Annotated in this window: 26 protein-coding genes; all 26 read left to right on the forward strand. The window is 37.1% G+C overall.

Going from position 1 to position 25,010, the window contains the following annotated elements:
- Positions 1–144: 144 nt before the first annotated feature.
- The 26 genes from gpr (at position 145) to BG05_RS10415 (ending at position 24,760) form a co-directional block, all read left to right on the forward strand.
- Positions 145–1,248 carry a GPR endopeptidase gene (gpr, locus tag BG05_RS10290; RefSeq protein ID WP_002088693.1) on the forward strand — a complete coding sequence of 368 codons (1,104 nt, stop codon included), beginning with the start codon at positions 145–147 and terminating at the stop codon, positions 1,246–1,248.
- Positions 1,248–1,610 carry a DUF3679 domain-containing protein gene (locus BG05_RS10295; RefSeq protein ID WP_063607626.1) on the forward strand — a complete coding sequence of 121 codons (363 nt, stop codon included), beginning with the start codon at positions 1,248–1,250 and terminating at the stop codon, positions 1,608–1,610. The genes gpr and BG05_RS10295 overlap by 1 nt, the downstream gene beginning before the upstream one ends.
- Before the next feature lie 208 nt (positions 1,611–1,818).
- Complete coding sequence (gene lepA, locus BG05_RS10300; protein WP_002015204.1) at positions 1,819–3,642, forward strand: elongation factor 4; 1,824 nt, start codon at positions 1,819–1,821, stop codon at positions 3,640–3,642.
- Positions 3,643–3,831: 189 nt separating this feature from the next.
- Positions 3,832–4,206, forward strand: coding sequence for a winged helix-turn-helix transcriptional regulator (locus tag BG05_RS10305; RefSeq protein ID WP_002015203.1), 375 nt, complete (start codon positions 3,832–3,834; stop codon positions 4,204–4,206).
- 51 nt (positions 4,207–4,257) lie between these two features.
- Positions 4,258–5,397 (forward strand): radical SAM family heme chaperone HemW, encoded by a 1,140-nt coding sequence (gene hemW, locus BG05_RS10310; protein ID WP_003191468.1) that lies wholly within the window; start codon positions 4,258–4,260, stop codon positions 5,395–5,397.
- Between the two features lie 133 nt (positions 5,398–5,530).
- Complete coding sequence (gene hrcA / locus BG05_RS10315; RefSeq protein ID WP_002015201.1) at positions 5,531–6,547, forward strand: heat-inducible transcriptional repressor HrcA; 1,017 nt, start codon at positions 5,531–5,533, stop codon at positions 6,545–6,547.
- 114 nt (positions 6,548–6,661) lie between these two features.
- Positions 6,662–7,228, forward strand: coding sequence for a nucleotide exchange factor GrpE (grpE, locus tag BG05_RS10320; RefSeq protein ID WP_000392715.1), 567 nt, complete (start codon positions 6,662–6,664; stop codon positions 7,226–7,228).
- Between the two features lie 26 nt (positions 7,229–7,254).
- Positions 7,255–9,090 (forward strand): chaperone protein DnaK, encoded by a 1,836-nt coding sequence (dnaK, locus tag BG05_RS10325; RefSeq protein ID WP_002015198.1) that lies wholly within the window; start codon positions 7,255–7,257, stop codon positions 9,088–9,090.
- A 202-nt stretch (positions 9,091–9,292) separates the two neighbouring features.
- On the forward strand, positions 9,293–10,396 hold the full coding sequence (dnaJ, locus tag BG05_RS10330) for a chaperone protein DnaJ (protein ID WP_002129144.1): 1,104 nt from the start codon (positions 9,293–9,295) through the stop codon (positions 10,394–10,396).
- Between the two features lie 28 nt (positions 10,397–10,424).
- A complete protein-coding gene (gene prmA, locus BG05_RS10335) occupies positions 10,425–11,363 on the forward strand; it encodes a 50S ribosomal protein L11 methyltransferase (protein WP_002129142.1) in 939 nt (312 codons plus the stop codon).
- A 145-nt stretch (positions 11,364–11,508) separates the two neighbouring features.
- Entirely contained in the window at positions 11,509–12,258 is a 750-nt protein-coding gene (locus tag BG05_RS10340) for a 16S rRNA (uracil(1498)-N(3))-methyltransferase (RefSeq protein WP_003191474.1), read from the forward strand.
- 6 nt (positions 12,259–12,264) lie between these two features.
- Positions 12,265–13,617: a tRNA (N(6)-L-threonylcarbamoyladenosine(37)-C(2))-methylthiotransferase MtaB gene (gene mtaB, locus BG05_RS10345; protein ID WP_002015193.1), complete on the forward strand. Its 1,353-nt coding sequence runs from the start codon at positions 12,265–12,267 to the stop codon at positions 13,615–13,617.
- A gap of 462 nt (positions 13,618–14,079) precedes the next feature.
- Positions 14,080–14,253 (forward strand): 30S ribosomal protein S21, encoded by a 174-nt coding sequence (gene rpsU, locus BG05_RS10350; RefSeq protein WP_000048061.1) that lies wholly within the window; start codon positions 14,080–14,082, stop codon positions 14,251–14,253.
- 15 nt (positions 14,254–14,268) lie between these two features.
- Positions 14,269–14,712: a GatB/YqeY domain-containing protein gene (locus BG05_RS10355; RefSeq protein WP_000054578.1), complete on the forward strand. Its 444-nt coding sequence runs from the start codon at positions 14,269–14,271 to the stop codon at positions 14,710–14,712.
- A gap of 107 nt (positions 14,713–14,819) precedes the next feature.
- On the forward strand, positions 14,820–15,113 hold the full coding sequence (yqfC, locus tag BG05_RS10360; protein WP_002067170.1) for a sporulation protein YqfC: 294 nt from the start codon (positions 14,820–14,822) through the stop codon (positions 15,111–15,113).
- Between the two features lie 249 nt (positions 15,114–15,362).
- The gene (gene yqfD / locus BG05_RS10365; protein ID WP_002184946.1) at positions 15,363–16,562 is read left to right on the forward strand and encodes a sporulation protein YqfD; all 1,200 of its coding nucleotides are present in this window, start codon (positions 15,363–15,365) and stop codon (positions 16,560–16,562) included.
- A 3-nt stretch (positions 16,563–16,565) separates the two neighbouring features.
- The gene (locus BG05_RS10370; RefSeq protein WP_002015189.1) at positions 16,566–17,525 is read left to right on the forward strand and encodes a PhoH family protein; all 960 of its coding nucleotides are present in this window, start codon (positions 16,566–16,568) and stop codon (positions 17,523–17,525) included.
- 196 nt (positions 17,526–17,721) lie between these two features.
- Positions 17,722–19,866, forward strand: a complete 2,145-nt coding sequence (locus BG05_RS10375; protein WP_003191481.1) for an HD family phosphohydrolase — start codon at positions 17,722–17,724, stop codon at positions 19,864–19,866.
- Positions 19,863–20,333, forward strand: coding sequence for an rRNA maturation RNase YbeY (gene ybeY / locus BG05_RS10380; RefSeq protein WP_002088675.1), 471 nt, complete (start codon positions 19,863–19,865; stop codon positions 20,331–20,333). Before BG05_RS10375 ends, ybeY begins: the two co-directional genes overlap by 4 nt.
- Positions 20,330–20,683, forward strand: a complete 354-nt coding sequence (locus BG05_RS10385; protein WP_002129138.1) for a diacylglycerol kinase family protein — start codon at positions 20,330–20,332, stop codon at positions 20,681–20,683. Before ybeY ends, BG05_RS10385 begins: the two co-directional genes overlap by 4 nt.
- Positions 20,684–20,782: 99 nt before the next feature.
- Positions 20,783–21,181, forward strand: coding sequence for a cytidine deaminase (locus BG05_RS10390; RefSeq protein ID WP_002015184.1), 399 nt, complete (start codon positions 20,783–20,785; stop codon positions 21,179–21,181).
- Positions 21,174–22,079, forward strand: coding sequence for a GTPase Era (gene era, locus BG05_RS10395; RefSeq protein WP_002088672.1), 906 nt, complete (start codon positions 21,174–21,176; stop codon positions 22,077–22,079). Before BG05_RS10390 ends, era begins: the two co-directional genes overlap by 8 nt.
- 176 nt (positions 22,080–22,255) lie before the next feature.
- Positions 22,256–22,399 (forward strand): YqzL family protein, encoded by a 144-nt coding sequence (locus BG05_RS29435; RefSeq protein ID WP_000883924.1) that lies wholly within the window; start codon positions 22,256–22,258, stop codon positions 22,397–22,399.
- A gap of 33 nt (positions 22,400–22,432) precedes the next feature.
- Positions 22,433–23,179, forward strand: a complete 747-nt coding sequence (gene recO / locus BG05_RS10405) for a DNA repair protein RecO (protein WP_002129136.1) — start codon at positions 22,433–22,435, stop codon at positions 23,177–23,179.
- Between the two features lie 106 nt (positions 23,180–23,285).
- Complete coding sequence (ccpN, locus tag BG05_RS10410; protein WP_002015181.1) at positions 23,286–23,918, forward strand: transcriptional regulator CcpN; 633 nt, start codon at positions 23,286–23,288, stop codon at positions 23,916–23,918.
- Between the two features lie 29 nt (positions 23,919–23,947).
- Positions 23,948–24,760 (forward strand): pyruvate, water dikinase regulatory protein, encoded by an 813-nt coding sequence (locus tag BG05_RS10415; protein ID WP_002015180.1) that lies wholly within the window; start codon positions 23,948–23,950, stop codon positions 24,758–24,760.
- Positions 24,761–25,010 lie beyond the last annotated feature (250 nt).

Genomic DNA, 25,010 nt, shown 5'->3' on the forward strand with positions numbered 1-25,010 from the left:
TCTTACATAGAACAAGTGATATTTTATCAAACGGTGAAGAGAATTGCAATAGTATATCAATGAAATTTCACGTAAAGGAAAGAATGACCTAATATAACTTGGGGAAATCTAACGATATTTACTATGAATTACGGAGGAGATACGATGAAAGAACCATTAGATTTAAGTAAATATAGTGTTAGAACTGACCTTGCTGTAGAGGCGCACCAAATGCTACAAGAGCGCCAAGAAGAACAAAAAGGGATACAGGGAGTTATTGTAAAAGAGAGGGAAGAAGAGGGAGTTACAATTACAAAAGTAACTATTGATGAAATTGCATCTGAGTCGATGGGGAAAAAACCTGGAAGTTATTTAACTCTTGAGGTGCAAGGTATACGACAACAAGATACGGAACTTCAGCAAAAGGTAGAGCGTATTTTTGCAAAAGAATTTTCTTATTTCTTAGAAGAGGTTGGAGTTTCAAAAGAAGCGAGTTGTTTAATCGTAGGTCTTGGGAATTGGAATGTAACGCCGGATGCACTCGGACCGATAGTTGTAGAGAACGTACTGGTGACGAGACATTTGTTTAAATTGCAGCCTGAAAGTGTGGAAGAAGGGTTTAGACCTGTTAGTGCCATTCGTCCAGGGGTAATGGGAATTACAGGGATTGAAACGAGCGATGTCATTTACGGAATTATTGAGAAGACAAAACCAGACTTTGTCATCGCAATTGATGCATTAGCTGCGCGTTCTATTGAACGAGTAAATAGTACGATACAAATTTCTGATACAGGAATTCATCCAGGATCTGGTGTTGGGAATAAGCGTAAGGAACTAAGTAAAGAAACATTAGGTATTCCTGTTATCGCAATTGGTGTGCCAACTGTGGTAGATGCTGTTTCGATTACGAGTGATACAATTGATTTTATTTTGAAACATTTTGGCCGGGAACTGAAAGAAGGAAACAAACCGTCACGCTCTTTATTACCAGCAGGTTTTACATTTGGAGAAAAGAAAAAATTAACAGAAGAAGATATGCCGGATGAAAAGAGTCGAAATATGTTTTTAGGAGCTATTGGTACGTTAGAAGAAGAAGAAAAGAGAAAGTTAATTTATGAAGTGTTATCTCCTCTTGGTCATAATTTAATGGTAACTCCAAAAGAAGTAGATGCGTTTATTGAGGATATGGCAAATGTAATAGCCAGCGGTTTAAATGCAGCACTGCATCATCAGATTGATCAGGATAATACAGGGGCATATACACATTGATGGAAAGAGGCAGAAATAGCTTGAGTCAATTTACGCTGTTATGTATATGCGGTACAGTCTTATGTTTGCTTATGATGATAGCTGGAGTGGGACTTGCTAATCATGGCTTAAAAAGTATGAAAGGATATCGTCAGCTGTCATATGAACAAATTGCTCATATGACAGGAACAGAAGGCGCTGGGGCTGAATCGGAAATTTCGGGAGAGACGTTTTCGGCTATTGAAAAACAAAAACAGTTAGAAAGCTTAAGAAGTTTTAATGTTGTAGAAGGTATCGGTATGGCGATAGCAAGTGTTGCTCGTGATATGACAAAGTTTGGAACGGATATAGTTGTTGGGGCAATAAAAGGAATTTTTAGTTAAGGGTAGCGGGAAGGATGGTTGTCTTATGTTTGTAAGAGAGCTGTCTTTTAATTTGAAAAAGGTTTGTCTCTTATGGTTTGTTCGCATAAGATATAGATAGAGTGATTTGTATTGTAAGCAGCACGAGTTTTCATTGAATCTTTGCTGCTCTATTGATATAATCAGTGCTAGTGTATATTGGCGAGACTATTAGGAGTTGAGAACATAGATGAATAAAGAAGAAAGAGCAAAAAGACAGTCCAAAATTCGTAACTTCTCCATCATTGCTCACATTGACCACGGGAAATCAACGTTGGCAGACCGTATTTTGGAGAAAACAAACGCGTTGGCACAGCGCGAAATGAAGGCGCAATTGCTTGACTCTATGGAGTTGGAGCGTGAGCGTGGTATTACAATTAAATTAAATGCAGTACAACTAACGTATAAAGCGAAAGACGGTGAAGAGTATATTCTTCACTTAATCGATACTCCAGGACACGTCGACTTTACGTACGAAGTATCTCGTAGTTTAGCGGCTTGTGAAGGTGCAATTCTTGTAGTGGATGCAGCGCAAGGAATTGAGGCGCAAACATTAGCGAACGTATATTTAGCGCTTGATAATAATTTAGAAATCTTACCAGTTATTAATAAAATCGACTTACCAAGTGCAGACCCAGAACGCGTACGTCAAGAGGTAGAAGATGTAATTGGTTTAGATGCATCGGAAGCTGTACTTGCTTCAGCAAAAGCTGGCATTGGTATTGAAGAAATTTTAGAACAAATCGTTGAAAAGGTACCAGCTCCAACAGGTGATTCAGAAGAGCCGTTACAATGTATGATTTTCGATTCTTTATATGATCCGTACCGTGGTGTAATTGCATATATCCGTGTTGTAAATGGAACGGTAAAAGTTGGCGATAAAGTACGTATGATGGCAACTGGAAAAGAATTTGAAGTAACAGAAGTAGGTGTGTTTACACCGAAAACGACGCAACGTGACGAGTTAACAGTAGGTGATGTAGGTTTCTTGGCAGCATCTATTAAAAATGTAGGCGATACACGTGTTGGTGATACGATTACACATGCGAAACGTCCGGCTGCAGAGCCGTTAAAAGGGTATCGAAAATTAAACCCAATGGTATTCTGTGGTTTATATCCAATCGATTCTGCACGTTATAACGACTTACGTGATGCGTTAGAAAAACTAGAATTGAATGATTCTGCTCTTGAATTTGAGCCTGAAACATCTCAAGCTTTAGGTTTTGGTTTCCGTTGTGGTTTCTTAGGGCTTCTTCACATGGAGATTATTCAAGAACGTATTGAACGTGAATTCAAGATTGACTTAATTACAACAGCGCCAAGCGTTATTTATAAAGTGTATTTAACGAACGGTGAAGATTTTATTGTTGATAATCCATCTAATATGCCAGATCCACAGACTATCGATCGTGTAGAAGAGCCGTTTGTGAAGGCTGCAATTATGGTTCCGAATGACTATGTTGGAGCTGTAATGGAAATTTGCCAAGGGAAACGTGGAACGTTTATTGATATGCAATATTTAGATGAAACACGTGTTACATTGACATATGAAATCCCGTTATCAGAAATCGTATATGATTTCTTCGATCAATTGAAATCAAATACGAAAGGATATGCATCATTTGACTACGAGTTAATTGGTTATAAACCATCTAAACTTGTGAAAATGGATATTCTTTTAAATAATGAACAAGTGGATGCTTTATCATTTATTGTACATCGTGATTCAGCGTATGACCGTGGTAAAGTAATTGTAGAGAAATTAAAGAAATTAATTCCAAGACAACAGTTTGAAGTGCCAATTCAGGCGACTATCGGAAATAAAGTTGTATCTCGTTCTACAATTAAGGCGATGCGTAAAAACGTACTTGCAAAATGTTACGGTGGTGACATTTCTCGTAAGCGTAAACTTCTTGATAAGCAAAAAGAAGGTAAAAAACGTATGAAGTCTGTTGGTTCTGTAGAAGTGCCGCAAGAAGCATTCATGGCTGTACTGAAAATGGATGATAACTAATGGAGTGAACTATAATTAGTGGGGATTTTTCTATTCTTCGCTAATTATTAGCCCGCACCAATCGTGATAAAAGTAGAAGCCGTTCGTTCGGCTTCTTTTTTATATGCTACTTTTTAGACATCTTAGCATCTCTCATTTACAATAGTGAGAGAGCTTTTTAGTGATTGATATAGAGTTAGGAGACTATTAATGTCCGAAAATATTCGAAAAGATATTCGAGAGAAAATACAAAAAGGTAATTTTAATTGCGAAAAGGAACTGACGCTTTCTATAATTAGTGGGAAGTGGAAAGTTGTGATATTGTGGCACTTAGGTGTGGAAGGTCCGCATCGTTTTAGTGAATTGCAACGTCTGTTCCCGAGCATTTCTCATAAAGTGTTGTCAAATCAATTGAAAGAGTTAATGGAGGACGGGATTGTTGATCGAACGGTATACCCGGAAATTCCTCCGCGTGTTGAGTACTATATGACGGAATTAGGTATGTCGCTTTTACCGATCGTTGAAATGATGTATGATTGGGGAAAAATGCGAATGGAACAAATCCGTAATACAGTAGAGAAGTAAAGAATCCTCCGGAGTGCGGAGGTTTTCTTTTTAGAAAGGTAGGAGTTATATTTGGTACAAGCTGCATATATTCATATTCCATTTTGTCAGCATATTTGTCACTATTGTGATTTTAATAAAGTATTTATTGAACGCCAACCGGTTGATCAATACTTACAATATTTAGAGAAAGAAATAATAAATACGGTTCAAAAAGTACCGTTTGAAAGTATGAAAACGATTTTTGTTGGCGGAGGAACTCCGACGGCATTAAATATGGAACAGACAAAAAAACTACTCGACATCATTAACCGTCGTTTGCGTCCATTTGCGCCGAATTGTGAATTAACATTTGAAGCGAATCCAGGTGATTTACCGAAAGAGAAATTGAACGTATTGCTAGAAGGTGGAGTAAACCGAATTAGTTTTGGTGTGCAAACGTTTCGTAATGAGCTACTTGAGAAGATTGGACGCAGGCATACGAGAGAAGATGCATTCGTAGCAATTCGAGAAGCGCAGGAAGTTGGTTTTACAAATATTAATGTAGATTTAATTTATGCTCTGCCAGGACAGACGATAGAAGATGTAAAGGAAACATTAGACATTGCCTTTACGCTTGGTGTACAACATTTCTCGGCATATTCCTTAATTGTGGAACCGAAAACCGTATTTTATAACTTAATGAATAAAGGGAAATTAAGACTTCCAGGTGAAGACCATGAAGCGAAAATGTACGAAATGGTAATGGATGAAATGGAGAAACATGGTTATAACCAGTATGAGATTAGTAACTTCTCAAAAGGTAATAATGAAAGTAGACATAATCTCACATACTGGAATAATGAAGAGTATTATGGATTTGGAGCTGGAGCGCATAGCTATGTGAACGGGGAACGAATTCAAAATGTAGGTCCGCTCAAGCAATATTTCACTAAAATTGATGAGACAGGATTTCCATATTTAGATGTTCATCCAGTGACAGAGAAAGAAAAAATGGAAGAAGAGTTGTTCTTAGGACTTCGAAAAACAAAAGGTGTTTCTAAGTTAGAATTCCAAAAGAAATTTAATGTGGAGATGGACCATGTTTTTGCAAAGCAGTTACAAAGTAATCAAGAACAAGGATTACTTGAAAACAGAGATGGACATGTTTGTTTAACGAGGAAAGGGAAACTATTAGGGAATGAAGTATTCCAGTCATTTTTGATTGATTAATTAAATGTGCCATAAGCGTGAAAAATTTTTGTTATTTCGTGACGTTTCCGTTGACAATTGAATGTCAATTTTGGTAAGTTATTAATAGATTTAGCACTCGAAGACAAAGAGTGCTAACAGAGGTGATGATGAGATGCTTACGGAACGTCAGCTCTTAATTTTACAAACAATTGTTGATGACTTTATTGGATCAGCGCAACCAGTTGGTTCGAGGACGTTGGCTAAGAAAGATGAAATTACGTTTAGTTCAGCTACTATTCGAAATGAAATGGCTGATTTAGAAGAATTAGGATTTATTGAAAAAACGCATAGTTCTTCTGGGCGTGTTCCTTCTGAAAAAGGATACCGATTTTATGTAGACCATCTTTTAGCGCCGCAAAACTTACCGACCGATGAAATTGTACAAATTAAAGATTTATTTGCTGAAAGAATTTTTGAAGCAGAAAAAATTGCACAACAATCAGCTCAAATTTTATCAGAGCTTACGAATTATACGGCCATTGTTCTTGGTCCCAAATTGAGCACAAATAAACTTAAAAATGTACAAATTGTACCGCTTGATCGTCAAACAGCAGTCGCTATTATTGTAACAGATACAGGGCATGTGCAAAGTAAAACGATTACCGTTCCGGAATCTGTTGATTTATCAGATTTAGAAAAAATGGTTAATATTTTAAATGAAAAGCTATCTGGTATACCTATGGCAGAACTTCATAATAAAATCTTTAAAGAGATTGTTACAGTCTTGCGTGGGTATGTTCATAATTACGATAGTGCAATAAAAATGTTAGATGGTACATTTCAAGTCCCTTTATCGGAAAAGATATACTTTGGAGGAAAAGCAAATATGCTTTCGCAACCAGAGTTCCATGACATTCACAAAGTAAGATCTTTGCTGACGATGATTGATAATGAGGCTGCGTTTTATGACATTTTGCGTCATAAACAAGTCGGAATTCAAGTGAAAATTGGTAGAGAAAATTCTTCTACGGCAATGGAGGATTGCAGTTTGATTTCTGCAACGTATTCGATTGGAGAAGAGCAACTTGGAACAATTGCAATTTTAGGTCCGACGAGAATGCAATACTCTCGTGTAATTAGTTTACTGCAGTTATTTACAAGACAATTTACAGACGGACTTAAAAAGTAAATGAGAGTAATACATTCGCTCAAGTGATGAAATTTTCATTGCTGTGTGTAATATATAATGCTTAGGTAATCATGCTAAGCATGATACCTAATACCTTTTAAGGAGGTGAAAATTGTGGAAGAGCGTAACGAACAAGTGGTAGAAGAAGTGAAAGAAGCGCAAGTTGAAGAAGCTGTCACGCCAGAAAACAGTGAAAAAACTGTAGAAGAAAAAAGTGAGGCTGCTCTTTTACAAGAAAAAGTAGATGAGTTACAAGCGAAACTAACGGAAACGGAAGGTCGCACATTACGTCTACAAGCTGATTTTGAAAATTATAAGCGCCGTGTCCAAATGGATAAACAGGCTGCTGATAAATATAGAGCACAAAGTCTAGTTTCAGATATTTTGCCAGCTCTTGATAATTTTGAAAGAGCGATGCAAGTGGAAGCGACTGACGAGCAAACGAAATCCTTGTTACAAGGTATGGAAATGGTGCATCGTCAATTGCTAGAAGCGTTGACTAAAGAAGGTGTTGAAGCGATTGAAGCTGTTGGTAAACAGTTTGATCCGAATGAACACCAAGCTATTATGCAAGTGGAAGACAGTGAATTTGAATCAAACGCGGTAGTTGAAGAATTCCAAAAAGGTTATAAACTAAAAGACCGTGTGATTCGCCCATCAATGGTAAAAGTAAATCAATAATTTACATAAAAGTAGGAGGATTCGCCATGAGTAAAATTATCGGTATTGACTTAGGTACAACAAACTCTTGTGTAGCTGTTATGGAAGGTGGAGAACCAAAGGTTATCCCAAATCCAGAAGGAAACCGTACAACACCTTCTGTTGTAGCTTTCAAAAATGAAGAGCGTCAAGTTGGGGAAGTTGCGAAGCGTCAAGCAATTACAAACCCAAATACAATCATGTCTGTTAAACGTCATATGGGTACAGACTACAAAGTAGAAGTTGAAGGTAAAGATTTTACACCTCAAGAAATTTCTGCAATCATTTTACAAAACTTAAAAGCTTCTGCTGAAGCATACTTAGGTGAAACAGTAACGAAAGCTGTTATTACAGTACCTGCATACTTCAACGATGCAGAGCGTCAAGCAACGAAAGATGCTGGTCGTATCGCTGGTTTAGAAGTTGAGCGTATCATTAACGAACCAACAGCCGCAGCACTTGCTTACGGTTTAGAAAAACAAGATGAAGAGCAAAAAATCTTAGTATATGACTTAGGTGGCGGTACATTTGATGTATCTATCCTTGAGTTAGCAGACGGCACATTCGAAGTTATTTCAACTGCTGGTGACAACCGTCTTGGTGGAGATGACTTTGACCAAGTTATCATCGATCATTTAGTAGCTGAATTCAAAAAAGAAAATAGCATTGATTTAAGCCAAGATAAAATGGCACTTCAACGTCTGAAAGATGCAGCTGAAAAAGCGAAGAAAGATCTTTCTGGTGTAACACAAACACAAATTTCATTACCATTCATTAGTGCTGGAGCTGCTGGCCCATTACACTTAGAATTAACGTTAACAAGAGCTAAATTCGAAGAAATTTCAGCTGGTCTTGTTGAAAGAACATTAGAGCCAACTCGTCGTGCATTAAAAGACGCTGGTTTTGCTCCAAGCGAATTAGATAAAGTTATCCTTGTTGGTGGATCTACTCGTATCCCAGCTGTACAAGAAGCAATTAAACGTGAAACTGGTAAAGAGCCATACAAAGGTGTAAACCCAGATGAAGTTGTAGCATTAGGTGCTGCAGTTCAAGGTGGCGTACTTACTGGTGATGTAGAGGGCGTTCTATTATTAGACGTAACTCCACTTTCTTTAGGTATCGAAACTATGGGCGGTGTGTTCACGAAACTAATCGAGCGTAACACTACAATTCCGACAAGTAAGTCACAAGTATTCTCAACAGCTGCTGATAACCAACCAGCGGTAGACATTCACGTACTACAAGGTGAGCGTCCAATGTCAGCTGACAACAAAACGTTAGGTCGTTTCCAATTAACAGACCTTCCGCCAGCACCACGTGGAATTCCACAAATCGAAGTAACATTCGATATTGATGCGAACGGTATCGTTAACGTACGTGCAAAAGACTTAGGAACAAGCAAAGAGCAAACTATTACAATCCAATCTTCTTCAGGTCTTTCTGATGAAGAAGTAGATCGTATGGTACAAGAAGCTGAATCAAATGCTGATGCTGACCAAAAACGTAAGGAAGAAGTTGAACTTCGTAACGAAGCTGACCAACTTGTATTCCAAACAGACAAAGTTGTAAAAGATTTAGAAGGTAAAGTAGATGCAGCTGAAGTAGCGAAAGCAACGGAAGCGAAAGAAGCATTACAAGCGGCAATCGAGAAAAACGAACTTGAAGAAATCCGTGTGAAAAAAGATGCTCTTCAAGAAATCGTACAACAATTAACTGTTAAATTATACGAGCAAGCTCAAGCGGCTGCAGGGCAAGCAGAAGGTGCACAAGGAGCACAAGACGCTGGCGCGAAAAAAGATAATGTAGTAGACGCTGAGTTTGAAGAAGTAAAAGAAGACAAGTAATACAGTGAAATAAAATAAGTAAGATGACAAAAAGTCAAAGTCAAGCGTGCCTTGGCTTTGGCTTTTTTCACGAATCAGAAGAAATGTGTGAGGATCTTAAGTTTTTTATTTTGCATACTGTAAGTGAGGAAACTTTGTTGCAAAGCACTTTCTTTCGGTGTTAAAATTACGTTTATGTGAAAGATTCGGGGGTTGCAAATTTATGAATAAACGAGACTATTATGAGGTCCTTGGACTTAGCCAGGGCGCTTCAAAAGATGAAATTAAAAAAGCGTATCGTCGTTTGGCTAAAAAATATCATCCAGACGTAAGTAAAGAAGAAAATGCAATTGAAAAGTTTAAAGAAGTACAAGAGGCATACGAAGTATTGAGCGATGATCAAAAGCGTGCGCAGTATGATCAATTTGGTCACGCTGGTCCGAATCAAGGTTTCGGTGGCGGAGGAGACTTCGGCGGTGGCTTCGGTTTCGAAGATATCTTTAGTTCATTCTTTGGCGGTGGCGGCAGACGTCGTGATCCAAATGCTCCACGTCAAGGTGCTGATTTACAATATCAAGTTACTTTAGAGTTTGAAGAAGCTATTTTTGGTAAAGAATTAAACGTTGAGATTCCAGTGGAGGATCCATGTGATACTTGTAAGGGTAGTGGAGCAAAACCAGGGACTTCAAAAGAAACATGTAAACATTGTTCAGGATCAGGGCAAGTAAGTGTAGAACAAAATACACCATTTGGGCGTATTGTAAACCGTCAAGCTTGTGGACATTGTTCAGGAACAGGTCAAATGATTAAAGAGAAATGTACGACATGCCATGGTTCTGGTAAAGTTCGTAAACGTAAAAAAATCAATGTTAAAATTCCAGCGGGTATCGATAATGGTCAACAAATTCGTGTATCTGGAAAAGGTGAAGCAGGCGTAAATGGCGGACCGGCAGGTGACTTATATGTTGTTGTTCATGTGAGAAATCATGAATTCTTTGAACGCGAAGGGGATCACATTATTTGCGAAATGCCAATAACATTTGCGCAAATGGCACTTGGTGCGGAAGTAGAAGTTCCTACCGTTCATGGCAAAGTGAAGCTGAAAATTCCAGCAGGAACACAAACAGGAACAGAATTCCGCTTAAAAGGAAAAGGTGCTCCGAACGTACGTGGATATGGTCAAGGAGATCAATATGTAGTCGTTCGTGTTGTTGTGCCGACGAAATTAACTTCACATCAAAAAGATTTATTGCGTGAATTTGCAGGGCAAGAAGAGCAGGATGATAGCTTATTCAGAAAGCTTAAACGTGCTTTCAAAGGGGAATAATGGAAATAAAAAATGGAGTTGGTAAATTGTGAAATGGTCAGAAATTAGTATTCATACAACAGAAGAAGCAGTAGAAGCTGTCTCTCATATTTTGCATGAAGCAGGCGCTAGCGGGGTTGCGATTGAGGACCCAGCGGAGTTGACGAAAGAGCGCAAGCAACAATACGGTGAGATTTATGCACTTAACCCAGATGAATATCCAAGTGAGGGTGTTTTGGTAAAAGCATATTTCCCACAAACGGATTCTTTAAACGAAACGGTTGCAGGTGTAAAATCATCTATTGATGCACTACCATCTTTCGACATCGAAATTGGTAAAGGAACTATTACAATTAATGAAGTCGATGAGGAAGATTGGGCTACTGCTTGGAAGAAGTATTATCATCCAGTTCAAATTTCTGATACATTCACAATTGTGCCGACGTGGGAAGAGTATACACCGTCTTCTCCAGATGAAAAAATTATTGAATTAGATCCAGGTATGGCGTTTGGTACAGGGACACATCCAACAACGACGATGTGTATTCGTGCGTTAGAAAAAACGGTTCACCCAGGTGATACTGTGATTGATGTGGGGACAGGTTCGGGGGTACTTAGTATTGCTGCGGCAAAATTAGGTGCGGCTTCTGTTCAAGCGTATGATTTAGACCCAGTTGCAGTTGAAAGTGCAGAAATGAATGTGCGCTTAAATAAAACAGATGACATTGTCAATGTTGGACAGAATAGTCTATTAGAAGGTATTGAAGGTCCGGTTGATTTAATCGTAGCAAATTTACTAGCGGAAATCATTCTTCTATTCCCTGAAGATGCAGCGAGAGTTGTGAAGCCAGGTGGATTATTTATTACATCTGGTATTATTGGGGCGAAAGAAAAAGTAATTTCTGAAGCGTTAGAAACAGCTGGATTTTCAATTGAAGAAGTACTTCGAATGGAAGATTGGGTAGCAATTATTGCACGAAATGCGTAATATAGATTTTAGTCTATAAAGAACAGGGGAGTCTCTCACCGTATAAGGTGAGGGACTTACCGTTTGTTATATGAAAATGATAACGTTTCGTTCTTTTCGTAAGTGTTGACTTACGAAAGGAACGAAACTCTACTAAGGTGATTATATGCAACGTTATTTTGTAGAAGAGAAATATGTAAATGAGACAAGTATTCGCATAATGGGTGATGATGTCCATCATATCGCAAGAGTGATGCGTATGTCAGCTGGTGACCACATTTATTGCTGTGTAAATGGTAAAACAGCAGAGTGTTCAATTGCTGAAATTACCAGTGAATTTGTGGATACCACTATTGTAGAATGGGTAGAGGCGTCAAGCGAACTTCCTGTGTTCGTGACGATTGCAAGTGGACTGCCGAAAGGAGACAAGCTAGAGTTAATTTTTCAAAAAGGAACTGAGCTTGGGGCAGCTGCATTTTTACCATTTCAAGCATCTCGATCTATTGTAAAGTGGGATGCGAAAAAAGCAGATAAAAAAGTTGAGCGTTTGAAAAAAATTGTAAAAGAAGCTGCGGAACAATCGCATAGAAGTGAAATTCCAGAAGTACACGTTCCCTCATCATTTAAACAACTGCTGTCGATGAGTAGCGAGTATGATGTTTGTCTTGTTGCGTATGAGGAAGAAGCGAAACAAGGTGAGAAATCTAATTTTGCGAAATCTTTAGCGACAATTAAACCAGGCCAAAAGCTGCTGATTGTATTTGGACCAGAAGGCGGTTTAGCGGAGGAAGAGATAACCGCACTTCGTGAACATAAATTTGTACCATGTAGTTTAGGACCAAGAATTTTAAGAACAGAAACGGCTCCGCTTTATGCGTTAAGTGCCGCTTCTTATCATTTTGAATTGATGGGGTGATAATCAATGGCAACTGTTGCGTTCCACACGTTAGGTTGTAAAGTAAACCACTATGAAACAGAAGCGATTTGGCAATTGTTTAAACAAGGTGGTTATGAAAGAACTGAATATGAAAAAAAATCTGATGTATACGTTATTAACACATGTACAGTAACGAATACTGGAGATAAAAAAAGCCGTCAAGTAATTAGACGTGCTGTACGTCAAAATCCAGATGCGGTAATTTGTGTAACTGGATGTTATGCACAAACATCTCCAGCAGAAATTATGGCGATTCCAGGTGTAGATATTGTTGTTGGTACGCAAGATCGTGAGAAGATGTTAGGATACATTGAAGAATTCCGTAAAGAGCGTCAACCAATTAATGCTGTCCGCAATATTATGAAAACACGTGTATATGAAGAGCTCGATGTACCATATTTCACGGACCGTACACGTGCATCTTTAAAAATACAAGAAGGTTGTAATAACTTCTGTACATTTTGCATCATTCCTTGGGCGCGTGGTTTAATGCGTTCTCGTGATGGAAAAGAAGTTATTAAACAAGCGCAGCAATTAGTAGATGCGGGTTATAAAGAAATCGTATTAACAGGCATTCATACAGGTGGGTACGGTGAAGATATAAAAGAGTATAACTTAGCTGGATTACTGCGCGATATGGAAGCGGAAGTAGGCGGATTGAAACGCCTTCGTATTTCTTCTATTGAGGCGAGTCAAATTTCTGATGAAGTAATTGAAGTGTTAGATAAATCAGAAGTAGTTGTACGTCACTTGCATATTCCATTACAGTCAGGATCTAATACTGTATTGAAACGTATGCGCCGTAAGTATACGATGGAATTTTTCCAAGAGCGTTTAGATCGTTTGAAAGAAGCGTTACCAGGTCTTGCGATTACATCAGACGTAATTGTTGGATTCCCAGGCGAAACAGAAGAGGAATTCATGGAAACGTACAATTTCATTAAAGAGAATCGTTTCTCTGAATTACACGTTTTCCCTTATTCGAAACGTACAGGTACTCCAGCAGCACGTATGGAAGATCAAGTTCCTGAAGACGTGAAGAACGATCGTGTTCACCGTCTAATTGAGCTATCAAATCAATTAGCGAAAGAGTATGCTTCTAGATTTGAAGGTGAAGTACTTGAAATCATTCCGGAAGAGACATTTAAAGATGGTGACCGTGAAGGTTTATATGTAGGTTATACAGATAACTACTTAAAAATTGTGTTTGAAGGATCTGAAGAATTGATTGGTAAGCTAGTAAAAGTGAAAATTACAAAAGCTGGTTATCCATATAACGAAGCGCAGTTTGTTCGTGTTCTTGAAGATGATGTAAAAAAAGAATCAGCAAGCGCATAAAATGAAACTTTAATCAGTGGGGGGTGTTCATCCCCGCTGATTATCAGCCTGACCCCGCCTAAGTTCTTTGCTTTCGCTGAATTTTGAGGTGGGGGTCTTACTGTCCTGGCAAATAGCGGGATAAAAAAGCATGCAAACGGAAACAATTTGCATGCTTTCTTTTTTTTGTGGAGAAGTTAAGTACTGAAAAGGCAGGTACGTTGAATGAGTAGTTATTTAATGCTTTCTTGTATTAAAAAAGGTGTAATGATAAAAAATATAGTTGTCTTCAGGGGAAAAGGATAATAGCTATCTACATAGCTTTTGAACAGGTAAGGGCATCTATTCTTCTTTTATTCTGCCAAATAGTTGACCTGAAGTGATAAAATGTATTATAATCGTAAAAGACATGCTGAAGAAGGGTTTCTTTTTGCATGCTGAAATTAGTATGTAAGTGTGATGTTTCGGAGGGAGGGAAAGAGAATGTCAAAAACAGTCGTTCGTAAAAACGAGTCTTTGGAGGATGCACTTCGCCGTTTTAAAAGATCGGTTTCTAAAACTGGTACACTTGCTGAAGCAAGAAAGCGCGAGTTTTATGAAAAGCCAAGTGTAAAACGTAAGAAGAAATCTGAAGCGGCAAGAAAGCGTAAGTTCTAAGAGAGGGTGTAAGTTATGAGTCTTCTCGGTCGTTTAAACGATGATATGAAACAAGCGATGAAGAATAAACAAAAAGAAAAATTAACCGTTATTCGTATGGTTAAGGCTGCTTTACAAAATGAAGGTATTAAACTGCAACATACTCTTACTGAAGAAGAGGAATTAACAGTTTTAGCTCGTGAAGTAAAACAGTATAAGGACTCCCTCCTTGAATTTAAAAAAGCTGGTCGTGAAGACCTTGTTGATAAACTGCAAAGTGAAATTCAGATTTTAAGCGCATATTTGCCGGAGCAATTAACGGAAGAAGAACTAGCGGATATAATTAAGCAAGTTATTTCTGAAGTTGGTGCTACATCTAAAGCAGATATGGGTAAAGTGATGACTGCTGTTATGCCGAAAGTAAAAGGTAAAACAGACGGATCACTTGTGAATAAGCTGGTTATCCAGCTATTAGCATAAAAAAGCGTCTCATTTCGTATGAGACGTTTTTTTATGCTTTTTTCAGTTTGGACGTGATATTACAAGCTCTTTTTTCATACATATGGGATGAGAGGGGGTCTTTTGAGATGAAAAAAATAGAACAAATGAAGAATTGGTTAACGAAGCAAATAGACCTGCCAGTGGATGTGTTAATGGATCTACCTCGGATCACGCTTGTTGGGCAAGTACATATCTATATAGAAAATCATCGAGGATTATTAGTGTTTTCAGATAAAGAGGTAAGATTGCTATTGAAACATGGTCAATTATTAATTAAAGGTCAATCCTTTGTTATTAAAACAATCCTTCCAGAAGAACTGTTGCTTGAAGGGATTATTGAACAAGTGACGTTTTTAGAAAATGAAAAGAAAGAGGAGTGAGGAGAAACTTCCGTTTGTGGAGTTTTTCTTCGTTACCTTGTATTAACAGGCGGTAACGTTCTGGCCTCAATATTCGGTTCGTACAAAGAGGATAGGTGGGAATTGAGTTCCACGTAAAAAATTGGCTCGTGAAGGTTAATAATTAGTGAGGATCAAGGAATCTGCTAATTAAAATTTTAGTACGAGCTAGTTTGATAATCGAATTGAAAAGTAGTGTATCTACTTTTAGAAAGGTAGTGGAGATAGTCGATGAAAAATAAATGGTTTATAAAATGGCTTGGGTATGTAAAGGTGCGAATTGAAGGTAGAGGAGCGGAACGCTTTGTTAACGAGTGTGTGCGGAAGAAATTACTCGTTTGGGATGTAAAGAAGATAGCTGATGAAACGTTAGTTTTTTGTATGTTATTACGAGATGTGAAAAAGATAAAACCAATTTATAGAAAAAATGAATGTAAATTATATTTTATTGGACGTTACGGTTTTCCTTTTTGGAATAAGCGTGTAATTAAAAATAGTGGATTTTTAATTGGGTTTTTAATATTTTTTTTCGGAATGATCGCATTGTCAAATATGGTGTGGAAAATTGAAATTACAGGAGCAAAACCTGAAACAGAATATATATTGATGAAAGAATTGGACAAAATGGGTATAAAAAAAGGTAAATTACAATTCCAAATGCCGAGTGTAGAAGATGTTCAACGTCATTTGACAGACAATATTAATGCGATTACTTGGGCGGGATTAGAAATAAGAGGGACAACATATCATTTTAAGATTGTTGAAAAAAATGAACCGAAAAAAGAAAGTGAACAACAGCCACAAAACTTAGTAGCAAAAAAAGAAGGGATTATTACAAAAACATTTGTGGAAGTTGGGAAGCCGGTTGTCATGAAAAATGACCATGTAGAAAAGGGGCAACTTCTCGTATCCGGGATGTATGGTAATGAGGAGAATCCGACAGTTGTTTCGGCTAAAGGGATTGTATATGGAGAAACGTGGTATAAATCTGAGGTGGATGTTCCGTTAAAGACACAATTTCAAGTGTATACTGGTAATTCATACAATGAACATTTCCTTAAATTTGGGAGTACTAAAATAAAAATATGGGGATTTCTAAAGGATAAGTATAAGCGCTCTCGTACTGAAAGTGTAAAACATGATGTGAAATTATTTGGATTTACATTACCAATTGCATACGAGAAAGATATTGTACGAGAAGAGGAAGAAGCGAACCGAGAATATACCGAAAAACAAGCAATGAAAGTAGCGAAAGAGATGGCAGAAAAAGAACTGAAGAAAAAATTGGATGAACATGCTATGATTGTAAGTGATAACATTTTGAGTAAAGAGGTTGAGGCGGATCACCTAAAGGTCACATTACATTATACAGTGATTGAAAATATTGCAGAGCCACAACCAATATCTGAATCCGATATTCAAGGAGACTGAGTAATGGCAGAACAATTAGTAGAAATGAACCAACAATTGGAAAATCCCAACGAAGCAATCGCTCTTTTTGGGGTAAATGATGCTCATTTAAAAGTAATTGAACGAGAACTTAGTGTATCGATTGTGACTAGAGGAGAATCTGTTCGTGTATCTGGGGCAGATGAAACTGTGGTGCTCGTAGAAAAAATCTTACAACAGTTACTTGTTGTTATCCGTAAAGGTGTATCAATTTCGGAAAGAGATGTTGCGTATGCGATTCAGCTTGGGCAACAAGGGAAAATTGCTCAATTCGAAGAATTATATGAAGAGGAAATTTTTAAAACGGCAAAAGGTAAATCCATTCGTGTGAAAACGATGGGGCAAAGACGATATATTCATGCAATGAAAAAGAATGATATTGTATTTGGGATAGGACCTGCTGGGACAGGAAAAACATACTTAGCCGTAGTAATGGCTGTGAGAGCTTTAAAGCAAGGGTATGTAAAGAAAATTATTTTAACAAGACCTGCTGTAGAAGCTGGAGAGAGCTTAGGGTTTTTACCAGGTGATTTGAAAGAAAAAGTAGATCCGTATTTACGTCCACTATATGATGCGTTACATGATATTCTTGGACAAGAATATACACAACGTATGATGGAACGTGGTGTAATTGAAATTGCACCTCTTGCTTATATGAGAGGGCGTACTCTTGATGATTCATTTGTTATATTAGATGAGGCGCAAAATACAACTGGTGTTCAAATAAAAATGTTTTTAACACGATTAGGTTTTAGTTCTAAAATGGTTATTACGGGGGATCCCTCACAGGTAGACTTGCCAAAAGGGGTAAAGTCAGGTCTTTCTATTGCTGCTAATATTTTATCTGGTGTATCAGGTCTTTCGTTCATAACACTGGAACAAACAGACGTTGTGAGACACCCATTAGTGCAACGTATTATTGAGGCATATGATAAAATGGAATGATCCTATTTGTCAGGATCATTTCTTTTTGTATGATAAGGTTGGCGAATGACATATTTTTTACTATCATTAAAGACGAGGGAAATAAACTATAGGTGATAGTGGATAAAAATGTTGTCCAAAAAGTATCGTTACCTAGAAGAAATGAAAGCTATAAATAGTTTCACTTTATTTCTGGAGAGGAGAAGGTATTGAAATCATGTCAAGATCTCAAGAAATTTCTAAGTGGTTTCGTAATTTACAACATTCGAAAAAACTAAGTTGGATTTCTTACGTTTTATTAGGGGCAGTGCTGTTTTTTGCACTTATGAATAATGTAAAACCAGAGCAATTAGATGTTACAACATATTCTATTGCGAAAAAAACAATCCATTCTCCTATTAAAATTGAAGATAAAGTTACAACGGACAAAAAGAAAAAAGAAGCCGCTACAAAAGTTGAAGATCAATATACATATAAAAGTGAGTATAAACAAAATAAAGTGGATATTGTGAATGACGTCTTTGCTAAAGTAGATGAAGTGATACAAGAGATTAAAGCGGTTGGACCGGATGAGCAAAAAAAGATTACTGATGCTGAAAAAGTGGACAAGTTGAAAAAAAAATTGCCTACTGATTTAACGAAAGAATTATCTGATTCAAACTTACTAAACTTAATTAATGCGGATTCGAACCAATTAGTATTAGCGAAAGATGCAACAGTTACAGCTATTAATAGTATCATGACTGAGCATGTTAAAATGGATGAATTGAAGGATGCGAAGGAACGATATGTAAGTGAGATGAATAGTGTTAATGTTGATAATGGTTTAAAGGAATCTATTAAGGCGTTAGGGAAATATGCGATTTCTGCAAACTATTTTTATGATCCGACCTTAACAAAAGAGAAGAGAAAAGCGGAAGAAGATTTAGTTCCACCTGTTTATATTCTTCAAGGGCAAGTCCTTGTTAGAGAAGGTGAAACGATTTCAAGTGATATGTACAATCAGTTGAAATTAGTTGGCCTGTTAGAAAAAGGGAACAGTTTTCAACCCTATGTTGGGTTAGCGGTACTCATTGGTGTGCTATTGTACTTTATGCATAAGCAGTTTGAAGTGTTTTTACAGCGGAAAAGAGAAGATAGGCCGTATGTCTTAGCGTATATTACAATTTTGTCTATCACGATTGTTTTAATGAAAATCATTAGTTTGTTTCAAAAGCTTGAGTATGCAGGAATCGCGTATGTTGTTCCAGTTGCAATGGGAACAATACTTGTAAAATTAATGATTGGTGATCGATTTGTATTTTTAACGAGTATGATCTTTTCTGTATGCGGAAGTATTATGTTTAATGAAGGTGTAACGAGTACACTGAATTATAGTGTGGGGATTTATGTTTTATTAAGTTCATTATCAGTTAGTATTTTCTTGAGAGAAAAAAATCGTCGTACGATGATTTTACAAGCTGGTATACTCGTTTCTGTATTAAATGTAGTCGTATTAGCGGCTTTGCTATTATTACGTAACGGGAATTTTTCGCCTCTTGAAATTGGGGTGCAATTATTAATGGCTGCTGTTTCGGGTATTATCTCTTCTGTTCTAGCTATGGGGATTTTACCGTATTTAGAAAGTGGTCTTGGGATTGTATCGAGTATGAAATTGATGGAACTTTCAAGTCCGAATCACCCGCTTTTGCGTAAAATTTTATTAGAAGCACCAGGTACATATCACCATAGTGTAATGGTAGCTAATCTCTCAGAAGCTGCTTGTGAAGCAGTTGGAGCAAATGGAGTATTAGCGCGTGTAGGGGCGTATTATCATGATGTAGGGAAAACGGTACAACCACAGTTTTTTATTGAAAACCAAATGGGTATTGAAAACCCGCATGATAGATTAGACCCTGTAACGAGCAAAGATATTATAATTGCTCATGTAACCGATGGGGTGAGAATGTTAGAAGAACACCATATACCTCAAGAAATTATCGATATTGCTGGTCAGCATCATGGTACAACGTTACTTAAATATTTTTATTATAATGCGATTAAAGCAGATAAAGAGAAATATACGGAGGAAATGTTCCGCTATCCAGGATCAAAAGCAACTTCTAAAGAGTCGGCGATCGTTGGTATTGCTGATAGTGTGGAAGCGGCGGTACGTTCGATGAACCATCCAACACCAGATCAGATTAATAATTTAGTGCAAAGTATTATTAAAGATCGCCTGCAAGATGGTCAATTTAGTGAATGTGATTTGACATTTAAGGAACTACAAATCGTTGGAAAAACGTTATGTGAAACGTTAAATGGTATTTTCCATTCCCGTATTACATATCCGGAACCGCCGGAAGAAAAGGAGAAAGAATGAGTTTATTAATTGATTTTATTGATGAAACAGAAGAAGTGAAAGACGAATATATAAGTTTGATTCGAGGTTTAGTAGAGAAAGCAGCCCAAATGGAGAACATAGAAGAAGGTGCAGAATTATCGGTTACATTTGTAGATAATGAACGTATTCGTGAAATAAACCGTGATTACCGAGATAAGGATCAGCCTACGGACGTTATTTCTTTTGCTATGGAAGAAATGGGAGAAGGCGAAATGGAAATTGTCGGTGCAGAGATGCCGCGTATGTTAGGAGATCTTATTATTTCTATTCCAAGAGCAAAAGAACAAGCTGAAGAATATGGACATTCTTTTGATCGAGAACTTGGGTTTTTAGCACTACATGGCTTTTTGCATTTGCTTGGTTATGATCATATGACAGAAGAAGATGAGAAAGAAATGTTTGGAAGACAAAAAGAAATTTTAGAGGCCTTTGGATTAGGACGATGAAAACAGGAAAACTTTTAGATAGTTTTGGATATGCTATAGCTGGTATATACTTTTGTCTTCGTCATGAACGAAATATGAAAATTCATTATTTAGCCGCAGTCATCGTTATATGCTGCGGCTTTTATTTCCATATTACAACAATGGAATGGATTGTCGTACTTATTGTGATAGGGATTGTAATGAGTTTAGAGATGGTGAATACGGCTATTGAAAAAACAGTAGACTTAGCAACCACCGATATTCATCCGGTTGCAAAAATTGCAAAGGATGTTGCAGCAGGGGCAGTTTTATTATTTGCAATTATAGCTGCTGTAATTGGTGCTATTATCTTTTTACCGTATATGGTATAGTTGCATTCCGAAGCTTTTATTAAGCTTTGGGAGCGCCGTGAAGGCCTTTAATGAAAGAGTGTATCTATTCACATCTATGAACGGAAAGGATGCGGGAATATGAATAGCAAACAATTAATTCAAGAAGCAACCGAAGCGCGTAAACGAGCGTACGTACCATATTCTAAATTTCAAGTAGGTGCAGCTTTACTAACTCAGGATGGAAAAATATATCGTGGATGTAATGTTGAAAATGCATCATATGGTTTATGTAACTGTGCAGAACGAACAGCTTTATTTAAGGCAATTTCTGAAGGGGATAACGAGTTTGTAGCTATTGCAGTCGTAGCGGATACAAAGCGTCCAGTACCTCCTTGTGGAGCATGTCGACAAGTTATGATAGAATTATGTAAACAGGATACGAAAGTATACCTATCAAACTTACATGGTGATGTTCAAGAGACAACAGTCGGAGAATTGTTACCAGGAGCATTTTTAGCGGAGGATTTACATGAATAGAAAAGGTTATAAATCAGGTTTTGTCTCTATTATTGGCAGACCGAATGTTGGGAAATCTACATTTTTAAATCGTATTATTGGCCAAAAAATTGCCATTATGAGCGATAAGCCACAAACAACTCGTAATAAAATTCAAGGTGTATATACAGAAAATGATTCACAAGTAGTTTTCATTGATACACCAGGAATACATAAACCTAAACATAAACTAGGCGATTTCATGGTGAAGATGGCTCAAACGACATTAAAAGAAGTTGATATTGTTTTGTTTATGGTCAATGCAACTGAAGGATATGGTCGTGGTGAGGAATTTATTATTGAGAAATTACAAGAAACGAAACAACCGGTATTTTTGGTAATTAATAAAATTGACCAACTTCATCCAGAGCAATTGCTGGAGTTGATTGATCAATATCGTAAATTATATGAGTTCGCGGAGATTGTGCCAATTTCTGCATTGGACGGTAATAACGTTGAAGCGTTAATCGGAGCAATTAAAAAGTATTTACCAGAAGGACCGCAATATTACCCGGATAATCAAGTAACGGATCATCCAGAGCGATTTATTATTTCAGAGCTTATTCGTGAAAAAGTATTACATTTAACACGTGAAGAAGTACCGCATTCTGTAGCGGTTGTTATTGATGCAATTCAAAAGCGTGAGGGCGGAGCGGTTTATATAAACGCAACGATTGTTGTTGAACGTGCATCACAAAAAGGAATTATTATAGGTAAGCAAGGGAAGATGTTAAAAGAAGTCGGTAAGAGAGCTCGTTTTGACATTGAAGCACTTCTTGGTTCTAAAGTATTTTTAGAAGTATGGGTGAAAGTGCAAAAAGATTGGCGTAATAAGATGTCACAGCTTCGTGACCTTGGTTTCCGTGAAGACGAGTATTAATATGAAGTAAAGTTGTGATCAGTGGATGTTTTGTTCATCCGCTGATTATTGGTTTTTATGAACCTTGATAAATTAGGAAAAATTTTTCTCACATGAAAATGAACAAAATGGGTCAACTTAATAACAACAAAAGAAATTGGTTTATAGGCTACGCTTATTGAGAAAGGTGGATTCTTATGCTAGATTTTACCTGGAAGTTTTTCTCCAAAACAGGAAGCATTGAAACGTATTTGCTTTTGAAAGAAATGGAAAAAGACGTAAACGATGAGATGGATCAACATGAAGAGGAGTTAGCGCATCTAGACTCTCCAATTTCTTGACCCGTTTTGTTCAAACCTTGGATGGTGACGAACATGTTTCAAAAAGTTGAGGGCATTGTTATCCGTACGACAGATTACGGAGAAACAAATAAGATTGTTACAATATACTCGCGGGAATTTGGTAAGGTAAGTGCAATGGCAAGAGGGGCGAAAAAGCCGAAGAGTCGGTTAGCAGCTATTTCGCAACTTATGACACATGGTCATTTTCTTATTCAAATGGGATCTGGACTTGGAACTTTGCAACAAGGCGAGATTATTTCATCTATGAAAGAAATTCGCGAGGATATATTTTTAACTGCTTATGCATCATTTATTATTGAATTAACCGATAAAGCAACAGAAGATAAGAAGCATAATCCGTATTTATTTGAAATGTTATATCAAACGTTGCATTATATGTGTGAGGGTGTTGATCCAGAAGTATTATCATTAATTTATCAAACGAAAATGCTTCCGGTATTAGGGATGCGCCCGTACTTTGATACATGTGCTATTTGTCATCAAGAAACAGATTTTGTCGCCTTCTCTGTCCGGGAAGGCGGTTTTCTGTGCTCGCGTCATGCGGAGCAAGATCCGTATCGTATTCCGGTGGGAGAGGCTGTTCATAAATTATTACGTCTCTTTTTTCACTTTGATTTACACCGGCTCGGTAATGTATCGGTGAAGGATAGTACAAAAAAACAAATGCGCACAGTATTGAATACATATTATGACGAATATTGTGGGATTTATTTGAAAACAAGGCGTTTCTTGGAACAACTTGATAAGTTTCAAATATAAAAAGGGCCGTATACGGTCCTTTTTACATACTTTCTTTTTCGAATAGCATATTTAGTATATAATATTTAAGAGATAGTATAACTTTTTTCGTTGTGCATTAAAGGTGGTGATTATCATAGAGCTGAATAAACGGCAAGAGCATATCATTCAGATTGTAAAAGATCACGGTCCTATTACAGGGGAGTCAATTGCTGGGCAATTGGGTTTAACACGTGCAACGCTAAGACCAGACTTAGCAATTTTAACGATGGCTGGTTATTTAGAAGCGCGTCCACGTGTAGGTTATTTTTATACGGGTAAAACCGGGGGACAGCTATTATCTGAAGCTGTTAAGAAAATTAAAGTGCAAGATTATCAATCTAGACCGGCTGTAATTGATAAAAATGTATCAGTATACGATGCAATCTGTACTATGTTTCTAGAGGACGTTGGTACATTATTTGTTGTAGATCAAGCTACTTTATTAGTTGGCGTTGTATCTCGTAAAGATTTATTACGAGCTAGCTTAGGAAAGCAGGATTTAACCTCTCTTCCGGTTAATATTATCATGACAAGGATGCCAAACATTGCGATGTGTCGCAGGGAGGATTCTTTATATGATATTGCGATGGAATTAATAGAAAGACAGATTGATGCGATGCCGGTTGTGAAGGATACGAAACAAGGTTTAGAAGTGATTGGACGAATTACAAAAACAAATATTACACGTGCGTTTGTAAATTTAGTAAATAACGAATAAGTGTAATTTGTTTAAAGTGAGGTAATGTAATGGATAATAAAATCGTATATGTCGTATCTGACTCTGTAGGAGAAACGGCTGATTTGGTTGTTAGAGCGGCAATGGGACAGTTCCCATTCGCTCCTGATATTAGGCGTGTACCGTATGTAGAAGATACAGGGACATTAAAAGAAGTAATCTCGATTGCCAAGAGCAATCAAGCGCTTATTTGTTTTACGTTAGTAAAGCCTGATATGCGTCAATATTTATTGACAGAAGCGGCAAAAGAAGGAGTAGAGGCATACGATATTATCGGACCTCTTATCGATCAAATTGAAGAAATTACAGGGCAAGTACCAAGGTATGAGCCAGGTGTCGTTCGAAGATTAGATGAAGAGTACTTTAAAAAAATTGAAGCGATTGAATTTGCAGTTAAGTATGATGATGGTAGGGATGCACGTGGTATTTTAAAAGCTGATATCGTGTTGATTGGAATTTCACGTACATCAAAAACACCACTTTCACAATATTTAGCGCATAACAAACGTTTGAAAGTTGCTAATGTACCACTTGTACCGGAAGTGGATCCGCCTGAGGAATTATATCAAGTGGCAAAAGAGAAATGTTTCGGTTTGAAAATTATACCAGATAAGTTAAATCATATTCGAAAAGAACGATTGAAATCACTTGGATTAAGTGATGGAGCAACATATGCAAATATTAATCGTATTCAAGAAGAAATTGATCATTTTGAGGAAGTAATTAGTAAAATAAATTGTCAAGTGATTGATGTATCAAATAAGGCAATTGAAGAAACAGCAAATATTATTGTGAATGCAGTGCAAAACCAAAAAATGTTTTAGCACATTTACCAAAGGTGAATGTGCTTTTTTCGCTCGTGAGAAGGCGTTAGAGGAAGATGCGAAGTAGAGCATGAACTTTTGGCTTAGTAATAGAATATAGCGGAATGGTTATACTTATATTCTTCTGTTTTTTAATTATGCTAAAGGAACGATTTCGTTATCTTTAAGTGTAAGATGAAAATTAAAGGGATATGTAGCGTAGTTGAAGAAAATATATTATAATAAAAAATTGTGATAAAAACCTATATTT

Source organism: Bacillus mycoides, assembly GCF_000832605.1.
GTDB classification, from domain to species: domain Bacteria; phylum Bacillota; class Bacilli; order Bacillales; family Bacillaceae_G; genus Bacillus_A; species Bacillus_A mycoides.